The organism is Streptomyces sp. NPDC001381 (assembly GCF_042895685.1).
GTDB lineage: Bacteria > Actinomycetota > Actinomycetes > Streptomycetales > Streptomycetaceae > Streptomyces.
The window spans coordinates 159,424-169,922 of record NZ_JBIAWO010000014.1; the positions used below are offsets into that span (position 1 = coordinate 159,424).

The following is a 10,499-nucleotide window of genomic DNA, read 5'->3' on the forward strand; positions in this document are numbered from 1 at the left end:
TGAGGAAGGTTGGCCCGTGGCTGCTGATCTGTCGCAGATCGTGAAGGCGTACGACGTACGCGGGGTGGTCCCGGACCAGTGGGACGAGTCCCTCGCCGAACTGTTCGGAGCGGCCTTCGCCCAGGTGACCGGTGCCGAGGCGATCGTCGTCGGCCACGACATGCGCCCCTCCTCACCCGGCCTGAGCGGCGCCTTCGGGCGCGGGGCGGCGGCCCTCGGCGTGCACGTCACCCAGATCGGCCTGTGCTCCACGGACCAGCTCTACTACGCGTCGGGCGCCCTGAACCTGCCCGGCGCGATGTTCACCGCCTCGCACAACCCGGCGCAGTACAACGGCATCAAGCTGTGCCGCGCCGGCGCCGCCCCGGTCGGCCAGGACACGGGCCTGGCCGAGATCCGCGCCCTGGTGGAGCGCTGGTCGGAGTCAGGCGGCCCCGAGCCCGCAGCCGTGCCGGGAACCCTCACCCGGACCGACACGTTGAAGGACTACGCGGCGCACCTGCGCGCACTCGTCGACCTGACCCCCATCCGCCCCCTGAAGGTCGTGGTCGACGCGGGCAACGGCATGGGCGGCCACACCGTCCCCACGGTGTTCGACGGCCTGCCGCTGACCGTCGTCCCGATGTACTTCGAACTGGACGGCACCTTCCCCCACCACGAGGCCAACCCCCTCGACCCCGCGAACATCGTGGACCTCCAGCAGCGCGTCCGCGAGGAGTCGGCCGACCTCGGCCTCGCCTTCGACGGCGACGCCGACCGCTGCTTCGTGGTCGACGAACAGGGCTTTCCGGTCTCCCCGTCCGCGATCACGGCCCTGGTCGCCGCCCGCGAACTGGCGCGGAACGGCGGCGAGGGCACGATCATCCACAACCTGATCACCTCCCGGACCGTCGCCGAAGTGGTGAGGGAGAACGGCGGCACCCCCGTCCGCACCCGCGTCGGCCACTCCTTCATCAAGGCGGAGATGGCCCGCTCCGGCGCGATCTTCGGCGGCGAACACTCCGCCCACTACTACTTCAAGGACTTCTGGTACGCCGACACCGGCATGCTGGCCGCCCTGCACGTCCTGGCGGCCCTCGGCGGCCAGGAGACCCCCCTCTCCTCCCTCGTCTCCGTGTACGACCGCTACACCGGCTCCGGCGAGATCAACTCCACGGTCACCGACCAGGCGGACCGCATCGCCGCGATCAAGGCGGCCTACGCCCACCGCCCCGACGTCACCCTCGACGAACTCGACGGCCTCACCGTCTCCTCCGCCGACTGGTGGTTCAACGTCCGCCCCTCCAACACCGAACCCCTCCTCCGCCTCAACGCCGAAGCCCGCGACGAACCCACGATGGCCAAGATCAGGGACGAGGCGCTGGCCATCATCCGAGCGTGAACCCTCCGGCGGACCGAAGCCCCCGGAGACGGCATCGGGCAAGGGCGGCGGGGAGCGACTCCCCCCGCCCGCACCCCACCGCACCGCCCGCCGCCCCACCCCCACCAGCGGTACGCTGACCAGGCACATCCACCCACCCCACAGACCACCCGAAGGGACACCCCATGCCGCTCGAAGCCGGCCTCCTGGAGATCCTCGCCTGCCCGGCCTGCCACGCTCCCCTCAAGGAGCAGGACAAGGAGCAGGACTCCGAGCTGATCTGCACGGGCCAGGACTGCGGTCTGGCGTACCCGGTCCGTGACGGCATCCCCGTCCTCCTCGTCGACGAGGCCCGCCGCCCCGCGTAACCGCGCCCGCGCGACCGGGGAGCGGCAGGACGGGAAGGCCTCAGCCGCACCAGGCCCGGGAACCGGCGCCAGGCGCCGCAAGCCCCGAGCCACCGGACACCGGCCGCCGGACCCGGCCCTGCCCTCACCCCTCCACCCCCCGACGACCCCCCGGCGATCGGAGACCCCCGCCATGCTCGACGACTCGCTGCTCGACACGCCGGAGGCCCTCGCCGAGGCCGACAGCCGTGCCCTCCTGCGCGGCGCGGCCGAGGCCGGCGCCCGCGTCCGCACCGCCGCCCGCCACGCCGCCGAAGCCGGCGTCAACGACCTCAAACCGGACGGCCGCCCCCGCGCCATCCTCATCGCGGGACCCGGAGCCGCCGCCACCTGCGTCGCCGACCTCCTCGGCACCCTCGCCGGCGCCGCCTGCCCGGTCATCCGCCTCGCCCCCACCGGCGTCGCCCCCGCCGCGGGCGCCCTGCGCTGGGAACTCCCCGGCTGGACCGGCTCCGTGGACCTCCTCCTCATCGCCACCCCCGACGGCACCGAACCCGGCCTCAGCCTCCTCGCCGAGCAGGCCTACCGCCGAGGCTGCACCGTCGCCGCCGTGGCCCCCGCCCGCACGCCCCTCGCCGAGGCCACCGACGCCGCGCACGGCCTCTTCGTACCGATGGCGACCGCCCCGTACGAACACGACGAGCAGCCGCCCGTCGCCGCGTCCGCCCCCGGCGTCCTGTGGGCCCTGTTCACCCCCCTGCTCGCCCTCCTCGACCGCGTCGCCCTGCTCTCCGCCCCGGCCGACGCGCTCGAAAAGGTCGCCGACCGCCTCGACCGCGTCGCCGAACGCTGCGGCCCGGCCATCGCCACCTACAGCAACCCGGCGAAGACCCTGGCCGCCGAACTCGCCGACGCCCTCCCGGTGATCTGGACCGAAGGCACCTCCGCCGGCCCCGCGGGCCGCCGTTTCGCCGCCGCCCTCGCCGAACTCGCCGGCCGCCCCGCCCTGGTCGCCGAACTCCCCGAAGCCCTCGCCGAACACAGCACCCTCCTCGCCGGCCCCCTCGCCGCGAGCGCCGACCCGGACGACTTCTTCCGCGACCGCGTCGAGGAGCCCCCCGCACTGCACGCGCGCGTAGTGCTCCTGCGCGACCGCCCGATCGGCGGCCTCACCGCCGCCCCGGCCGCCCGCGACCTGGCCCTCAGCCACGACACGCCGATCAGCGAACTCGAACCGGACGACGGCGACGAACTCGTCACCCTCGCCGAACTGATCGCCATCACGGATTTCGCCGCCGTTTACCTGGCGCTCGCCTCACAGGCCTGAGGTAGGCCCACACGCGCGCGACGCCCGGGCCCGCGCCACCGCCCGACGACAAGCCAGCCATCCGGCCGGACAGACAGGCAGAGAACCCGATGGACCGCCTCGACAACACCATCCGCCCCTACGCCTGGGGTTCCCCCACCGCCATCCCGCACCTGCTCGGCACCGAGCCGACCGGCGAACCCCAGGCGGAGATGTGGATGGGCGCCCACCCGGGCGCACCCTCACGCACCGAGCGCGGCACACTCGCCGCCGTGATCGACGCCGATCCGCAGCGTGAACTGGGCGAACGCACCGTGGCCAGGTTCGGCCCCCGCCTCCCCTTCCTCCTCAAGCTCCTCGCCGCCGGCGCCCCCCTCTCCCTCCAGGTCCACCCCGACCTCGCCCAGGCCAGGAAGGGCTACGAGGACGAAGAACGCCGCGGCATCCCCGTCGACGCCCCGCACCGCAACTACAAGGACGCCAACCACAAGCCCGAACTCATCTGCGCCCTCACCGAGTTCGACGGCCTGTGCGGCTTCCGGCAGCCCCTCCGGGCCGCCGCCCTCCTCGACGGCCTCGGCGTCGACTCCCTCAAGCCGTACGTCGACCTCCTGCACGCCCACCCCGAGGAAGCGGCCCTGCGCGAGGTCCTCACCGCGGTCCTCACCGCCGACCCCGAGGACATGACCCACACCGTCACGGCCGCGGCAGCCGCCTGCGACCGCCTCGGCGGCGACTACACCCCCTACGCCGGCATCGCCCACCACTACCCCGGCGACCCCGGCGTCATCGCCGCCATGCTCCTCAACCACGTCCGGCTCCAGCCCGGCGAGGCACTCTTCCTCGGCGCCGGCATCCCGCACGCCTACCTCAGCGGCCTCGGCGTCGAGATCATGGCCAACTCCGACAACGTCCTGCGCTGCGGCCTCACCCCCAAGCACGTCGACGTCCCCGAACTCCTGCGCGTCGTCCGCTTCGAACCCGGCGACCCGGGCATCCTGCGCCCGGAGGCCTCGCCCGACGGCGAAGAGGTCTACGAGACCCCCATCGACGAGTTCCGCCTGTCCCGATACGTCCTCCCGGAGGGCGGCACCGTCCACGACCTGACCAGCCGGACCCCGCAGATCCTGCTCTGCACGGCGGGGACGGTCCAGGCCGGGGAGCACGAACTGGCACCCGGCCGGTCGGTCTTCGTCCCGGCCGGCGACAAGGCCGAACTGTCCGGCACCGGCACGGTCTTCCGCGCCACTGTGATGGTCTGACCGCGCTTGTGGACACCTGACGAGCCGCCGCCGGAGCGGGCTGCAAGAATGCACCGGCAAAGGTCGGGCAAAAGCCTGGACGGCGACCCACACGTACGAAGGCGAAGGGACAACGCGAACACATGAGCGCGTCAGGCGGCACCAGGGCGATCGTGGCGGCACTCGGCGCCAACCTCGCCATCGCGGCATCGAAGTTCGTGGCATTCGCGTTCAGCGGCTCGTCATCGATGCTCGCAGAAGGCGTGCACTCCCTCGCCGACTCCGGCAACCAGGCACTCCTCCTCGTCGGCGGCAAGAAGGCCCAGCGCGAAGCCACCCCCCAGCACCCCTTCGGCTACGGCCGCGAGCGCTACATCTACGCCTTCCTCGTCTCCATCGTCCTCTTCTCGGTCGGCGGCATGTTCGCCATCTACGAGGGCTACGAGAAGATCAAGCACCCGCACGAGCTGGAGCACTGGTACTGGCCGGTCGGCGTCCTCTTCTTCGCGATCATCGCCGAGGGCTTCTCCTTCCGCACCGCCATCAAGGAGTCCAACGAACTGCGCGGCACCCTCTCCTGGTCGCAGTTCGTCCGCCGCGCCAAGGCACCCGAACTCCCCGTCGTCCTGCTCGAGGACTTCGGCGCCCTCATCGGCCTGATCCTCGCCCTCGGCGGCGTCGGCCTCGCCATCCTCACCGGCAACGGCGTCTGGGACGGCATCGGCACCGTCCTCATCGGTGTCCTCCTCGTCCTCATCGCCCTCGTCCTCGCCGCCGAGACCAAGTCCCTCCTCCTCGGCGAGTCCGCCGGCCTCGAAGAGGTCAAGAAGATCGAGACCGCCATCGTCGACGGCGACACCGTCACCGGCATCATCCACATGCGCACCCTCCACCTCGGCCCCGAGGAACTCCTCGTCGCCGCCAAGATCGCCGTCCAGCACGACGACACCGCCGCCGAGATCGCCACCGCCATCAACGCCGCCGAGGCCCGCATCCGCGAAGCCGTCCCCATCGCCCGCGTCATCTACCTCGAGCCCGACATCTACAACGAGACCGAGGCCGCCAAGGGCCCCGACCCCGAGGCCACCCCCGGCGGCCCCGCCCCGCAACCCGCCGACCACTGACCCGCCCCGCACCGCCGACAGGGCCCGCCGCACCACCGGCGGGCCCTTCCGCCTTCCCCCTCACCGTCCGTGATCGGCGCGAACTGTTCGCAGACGGACTGGGGCAGCCCGCCGCCTCCGGTGTAGCTTGGAACGGAGCCAGACGTCGCTGCTGATGGCGGTCGGGCGGTCCCCTGCGGACCGACCGAGGGAGAGAGGGCCTCCGACGGACTGCGCTGCGCGCACGCGGGCATGCCTGTGTCCCCTGACGGGCACCCCTGTGTCCGCCGCCGCGCAGACCAGCCGTACCCACACCTCGACCCAACCCCCGAGGAGCAGCACACCATGACGACTGTCGACAACCGACAGGACTTCAAGGTCGCCGACCTCTCCCTGGCCGAGTTCGGCCGCAAGGAGATCACCCTCGCCGAGCACGAGATGCCCGGCCTCATGTCCATCCGCAAGGAGTACGCCGAGGCCCAGCCCCTCGCCGGCGCCCGCGTCACCGGCTCCCTGCACATGACCGTGCAGACCGCCGTCCTCATCGAGACCCTGGTCGCCCTCGGCGCCCAGGTCCGCTGGGCGTCCTGCAACATCTTCTCCACCCAGGACCACGCGGCCGCCGCCATCGCCGTCGGCCCCCACGGCACCGTGGACAACCCCCAGGGCGTCCCGGTCTTCGCCTGGAAGGGCGAGACCCTGGAGGAGTACTGGTGGTGCACCGAGCAGGCCCTCACCTGGCCGGACAGCCCCACCGGCGGCCCCAACATGATCCTCGACGACGGCGGTGACGCCACCCTCCTCGTCCACAAGGGCGTCGAGTACGAGAAGGCCGGCGAGGTCCCTTCCGTCGACACCGCCGAGAACGAGGAACACCGCGTCATCCTCGAACTCCTCAACCGCACCATCACCGAGGGCTCCCAGAAGTGGACCCAGCTCGCCTCGGAGATCCGCGGCGTCACCGAGGAGACCACCACCGGCGTCCACCGCCTGTACGAGATGCAGCGCGACGGCGCCCTCCTCTTCCCGGCGATCAACGTCAACGACGCCGTCACCAAGTCGAAGTTCGACAACAAGTACGGCTGCCGCCACTCCCTCATCGACGGCATCAACCGCGCCACCGACGTCCTCATCGGCGGCAAGACCGCCGTCGTCTGCGGCTACGGTGACGTCGGCAAGGGCTGCGCCGAATCCCTGCGCGGCCAGGGCGCCCGCGTCATCGTCACCGAGATCGACCCCATCTGCGCCCTCCAGGCCGCGATGGACGGCTACCAGGTCACGACCCTCGACGAGGTCATCGACAAGGCCGACATCTTCATCACCACGACCGGCAACAAGGACATCATCATGGCCTCCGACATGGCCAAGATGAAGCACCAGGCCATCGTCGGCAACATCGGCCACTTCGACAACGAGATCGACATGGCCGGCCTCGCCAAGATCCCCGGCATCGTCAAGGACGAGGTCAAGCCGCAGGTCCACACCTGGACCTTCCCCGACGGCAAGGTGATCATCATCCTGTCCGAGGGCCGCCTGCTGAACCTCGGCAACGCCACCGGCCACCCGTCGTTCGTGATGTCCAACTCCTTCGCGGACCAGACCCTGGCCCAGATCGAGCTGTTCACCAAGCCCGACGAGTACCCGATCGGCGTCTACACGCTGCCCAAGCACCTGGACGAGAAGGTCGCCCGCCTCCACCTGGACTCGCTCGGCGTCAAGCTGACGACGCTCCGCCCGGAGCAGGCCGCCTACATCGGCGTCGAGGTCGACGGCCCGTACAAGCCGGACCACTACCGCTACTGAGCCGACCGCGAGCCCCTGAGCCCGCAGCCGCCCCAGCACGCAGCAGCACCTCGGAGACAGGCCCCCGCACCCCCGTGTCGGGGGCCTGCCCCTTCGGCCCCCCGGCCGGACCGCCGCGGCGCCCCGACCAGCCCGTCACACCCCAGGACCCCCATGCCCCGCGGCCGATATTCGCTCCACGATCCGCACGACCACACCCCCCTCGCACACGAACACTTCCACTGCGCCCCCGGCCCCTCCGGCTGGCGCTACGTCTCCCAGCTCACCACCCCCACCGGCGACCACACCGGATCCGTCGACCTCACCCTCGACGACCTCGGCCGGCCCATCCGGCTCGAACTCCACGCGAGCAGCTGGCAGGTCCGCGGCGCGGCCCTGGACGGCGTCACCTGGGTCCGCACCGACCCCACCGGCACCCACGCCACCGAAGGCAACACCCCCGCCCACGCCTTCACCGGCACTTCCCCCGCGTTCCTCGTCGCCACCACTCGCCTCCTGCGCCTCACCCCCTCCTCCGCGGCCACCCGCGTACGCCTCGTCGCCTTCACCGACCCCGTCCTCGCCCCACGCACCGTCGACCAGTCCTGGGCCCTGGTGAACAGAGAAACACACGCCACTGACAACGCCCCCCTGACCGTGGACGAATACCAGGTCACAGCCCTGGACACGGGCGAACAGCACGCCGTGCACATCGCCGGCGACGTCGTCCTCGCCGCCCCCGGCATCGAACTCGAGGACCTCGAATCACCCCCGTCGACGTTCACCTGAACGCGACCCCACCCCCTACACAGGCGGCACGAACCCGGTGCCCCGGCCCTTCTCCCGAACCTCCTCCGCCCCCTCCACCGCCACCGACGGCTCACCCGCCGTCGAGGCACCGGACACAGCCGCGGGACCGGACGGCACCGCAGGCCCGTACGCCGAGGGGGCCCCGGACGGCGCCGGCGGCGCGAAGACCCCCGCCGCCCCGGCGACCGCCCCACCGACCGCCGCAGCCCCACCCCCGCCCGGGCCGCCCGCCACAGCACCACCCCCGAAGGCCCGCCGCGCCTCCCGCACCTGCCGCTCCTGCACCACCGCCGCCAGATACGCGGCCGGCGCGACCCCCGGCGGCACCGCGACACCCGTCCGCTCCGCCAGATCGCCCGCCAGCCGCCCAGCCAACTCCCAGCCCACCTGCGGATCCAGCTGATGCATCCGCCCCAGGTACTGGCGGACCGCCAACCACAGCCCGTCCGGCACCGCCGACAGATCAAGCTCCTGGAACAGCCCCGCCAGCCACGGCGGCGGAGGAGGCAGGAAACCACCCCGCGCCACCGGAACCCGTTCCCGCACGACCAGAGTCCCGGCGAAGACGTCACCGAGCCGACGCCCCCGCGCCGACACGAGCGAGGCGACACACGCCACCACCCCGAACGTCAGCAGGATCTCCACCACCCCCAGCGCACCCCGCACCAGCGCATGCCGGAACCGGATCGGCCCACCGTCGTCCCGCACCACACGCAACCCGCACGCCATCTTCCCCAGCGACCGCCCCCGGCTGAGCGTCTCCACCGCGATCGGGCCACCCACCAGAACCAGCAGGAACGCCGCGATCGACACCGCCGTCCGCGCCGCCTCGTCCAGGGAAGCGGTAGCGAGCAGCCGCGCGACACTCACGACCACATAGACGACCAGGACCAGAAGCAGGTCCAGCAACGTGGCCAGCGCCCTGCTGGGCAGCCTCGCGGGCTGCAGCTCCAAGGCCACCGCCTCACCCGTCACCAGCTGCTCACTCACGCCCGCCGCCCCTTCCCCGCCTGCCCCTGGAACAGCCAGTCTGCCAAGCTGAGGGCACATCGCGCCGCAGTACGACAAGCTGAATCCACCACCGGCAGCCGACGAACAGCCGAGGAGCAGGCACACCGATGGACCTCGACGTCTTCGTCTCCGCCCACCGAGCCGAATGGGACCGCCTCGACGCCCTCCTGCGCCGCCGTCGCACCCTCACCGGAGCCGAGGCGGACGAACTCGTCACCCTCTACCAGCGCACCGCCACACATCTCTCCCTGATCCAGTCCAGCGCCCCTGACCCCCAGCTCATCGGCCGGCTCACCCCACTCGTGGCACGCGCGCGCAGCGCCGTCACCGGAACCCGCCGCGCCTCATGGCGAGACGTCACCCGCTTCCTCACCGCCGGCTTTCCCGCCGCCGTCTACCGCGCCCGCCACTGGTGGATCCCCACCGCACTTCTCTCCACCGTCGTCGCCACCCTCCTGGGCTGGTGGATCGGCACCCACCCGGACGTTCAGGCGTCCATAGCGGCCCCCGACGAACTGCGCGAGCTCACCCGCCCCGGCGGCCAGTACGAGACCTACTACTCCAGCCATCCGGCCGCCGCGTTCGCCGCCCAGGTGTGGACGAACAACGCCCAGGCCGCCGCGATGTGCCTGGTTCTCGGTGTCTTCCTCGGTCTCCCGGTGCTCTGGATCCTCTTCCAGAACATGCTCAACCTCGGCATCGGCGCCGGCCTCATGTCCTCGGCGGGCAGGCTCGACACCTTCCTGGGCCTGGTCCTCCCGCACGGTCTGCTCGAACTGACCGCGGTCTTCGTCGCCGCCGGCACGGGACTCCGCCTCGGCTGGACCGTCATCGATCCCGGCCCGCGCTCCCGGCGCACGGCCCTCGCCGAGGAAGGCAGAGCCGCGATCGCCATGGCCATCGGCCTCGCCCTGGTCCTGTTCGTCTCGGGCGCCATCGAAGGCTTCGTCACCCCCTCGGGCCTGCCCACCTGGGCCCGCATCACCATCGGCGTCGCGGCCGAACTGGCCTTCCTCGTGTACGTGCAGGTACTCGGCGCCAGGGCCGTCCGCGCCGGCGACACGGGCGACGTCGAGGCCGCCGAACGCAGCGCCAGCGTGCCGACAGCCGCCTGATGTGCGAACGACCCCGCTGAGCTGCTACTGTCCTCTTCGCCCCGCAAGAGCCGTTGACACGGACTGCGCGGGGAGGTAGATTCGAACAGTTGCCTGGAACTGGGTGCTACCCGGTCGGTGACGGTGAGAACCTATCGGCGACTCGGAATGCTGATTCCGCAGAAGCCCCCTCCCGATGAATCGGAAAACGAGTGGCCGTTCAGAGCGGCCCGGAACTTCTGATAAAGTCGGAACCGCCGGAAAGGAAGCCGCGAAACAAAAGCGGGAACCTGGAAAGCACCGAGGAAATCGGGTCGAGAAAAGATCTGATAGAGTCGGAAACGCAAGACCGAAGGGAAGCGCCCGGAGGAAAGCCCGAGAGGGTGAGTACAAAGGAAGCGTCCGTTCCTTGAGAACTCAACAGCGTGCCAAAAATCAACGCCAG

General features: G+C 71.4%; 10 protein-coding genes. 8 read left to right on the forward strand and 2 right to left on the reverse strand.

Features of this window, described 5'->3' with window-relative positions; translation table 11 throughout:
* Positions 1-16: 16 nt before the first annotated feature.
* The 7 genes from ACFY2L_RS36155 (at position 17) to ACFY2L_RS36185 (ending at position 7,928) form a co-directional block, all read left to right on the forward strand.
* Positions 17-1,381, forward strand: coding sequence for a phosphomannomutase/phosphoglucomutase (locus ACFY2L_RS36155; protein WP_390824452.1), 1,365 nt, complete (start codon positions 17-19; stop codon positions 1,379-1,381).
* Positions 1,382-1,545: 164 nt separating this feature from the next.
* The gene (locus ACFY2L_RS36160) at positions 1,546-1,728 is read left to right on the forward strand and encodes a Trm112 family protein (RefSeq protein ID WP_390659005.1); all 183 of its coding nucleotides are present in this window, start codon (positions 1,546-1,548) and stop codon (positions 1,726-1,728) included.
* A gap of 172 nt (positions 1,729-1,900) precedes the next feature.
* Entirely contained in the window at positions 1,901-3,034 is a 1,134-nt protein-coding gene (locus tag ACFY2L_RS36165; protein ID WP_390659004.1) for an SIS domain-containing protein, read from the forward strand.
* A gap of 89 nt (positions 3,035-3,123) precedes the next feature.
* Positions 3,124-4,275, forward strand: a complete 1,152-nt coding sequence (gene manA, locus ACFY2L_RS36170) for a mannose-6-phosphate isomerase, class I (RefSeq protein WP_390824453.1) — start codon at positions 3,124-3,126, stop codon at positions 4,273-4,275.
* 122 nt (positions 4,276-4,397) lie between these two features.
* The gene (locus ACFY2L_RS36175) at positions 4,398-5,378 is read left to right on the forward strand and encodes a cation diffusion facilitator family transporter (protein ID WP_390659002.1); all 981 of its coding nucleotides are present in this window, start codon (positions 4,398-4,400) and stop codon (positions 5,376-5,378) included.
* A 324-nt stretch (positions 5,379-5,702) separates the two neighbouring features.
* Complete coding sequence (gene ahcY / locus ACFY2L_RS36180) at positions 5,703-7,160, forward strand: adenosylhomocysteinase (protein ID WP_390824454.1); 1,458 nt, start codon at positions 5,703-5,705, stop codon at positions 7,158-7,160.
* Between the two features lie 153 nt (positions 7,161-7,313).
* Entirely contained in the window at positions 7,314-7,928 is a 615-nt protein-coding gene (locus ACFY2L_RS36185) for a hypothetical protein (protein ID WP_390659000.1), read from the forward strand.
* A 15-nt stretch (positions 7,929-7,943) separates the two neighbouring features.
* On the opposite strand, the gene ACFY2L_RS36190 is transcribed toward ACFY2L_RS36185, so the two are convergent.
* Positions 7,944-8,939 (reverse strand): RDD family protein, encoded by a 996-nt coding sequence (locus ACFY2L_RS36190; protein WP_390824455.1) that lies wholly within the window; start codon positions 8,937-8,939, stop codon positions 7,944-7,946.
* A gap of 128 nt (positions 8,940-9,067) precedes the next feature.
* On the opposite strand from ACFY2L_RS36190, the gene ACFY2L_RS36195 reads away from it, so the two are divergent.
* Positions 9,068-10,075 carry a stage II sporulation protein M gene (locus ACFY2L_RS36195; RefSeq protein ID WP_390824456.1) on the forward strand — a complete coding sequence of 336 codons (1,008 nt, stop codon included), beginning with the start codon at positions 9,068-9,070 and terminating at the stop codon, positions 10,073-10,075.
* Between the two features lie 199 nt (positions 10,076-10,274).
* Here the strand turns inward: ACFY2L_RS36195 and ACFY2L_RS36200 are convergent.
* Positions 10,275-10,499, reverse strand: a 225-nt coding sequence (locus tag ACFY2L_RS36200) for a hypothetical protein (protein ID WP_390824457.1), incomplete at its 5' end; no start/stop codon positions are given.

Bases quoted from the DNA above. Each gene is read 5' to 3' on its own strand.
- ahcY (WP_390824454.1), top strand. From the start codon at position 5,703: ATGACGACTGTCGACAACCGACAGGACTTCAAGGTCGCCGACCTCTCC.
- ACFY2L_RS36175 (WP_390659002.1), top strand. From the start codon at position 4,398: ATGAGCGCGTCAGGCGGCACCAGGGCGATCGTGGCGGCACTCGGCGCC.
- ACFY2L_RS36195 (WP_390824456.1), top strand. From the start codon at position 9,068: ATGGACCTCGACGTCTTCGTCTCCGCCCACCGAGCCGAATGGGACCGC.
- ACFY2L_RS36185 (WP_390659000.1), top strand. From the start codon at position 7,314: ATGCCCCGCGGCCGATATTCGCTCCACGATCCGCACGACCACACCCCC.
- ACFY2L_RS36165 (WP_390659004.1), top strand. From the start codon at position 1,901: ATGCTCGACGACTCGCTGCTCGACACGCCGGAGGCCCTCGCCGAGGCC.
- manA (WP_390824453.1), top strand. From the start codon at position 3,124: ATGGACCGCCTCGACAACACCATCCGCCCCTACGCCTGGGGTTCCCCC.
- ACFY2L_RS36160 (WP_390659005.1), top strand. From the start codon at position 1,546: ATGCCGCTCGAAGCCGGCCTCCTGGAGATCCTCGCCTGCCCGGCCTGC.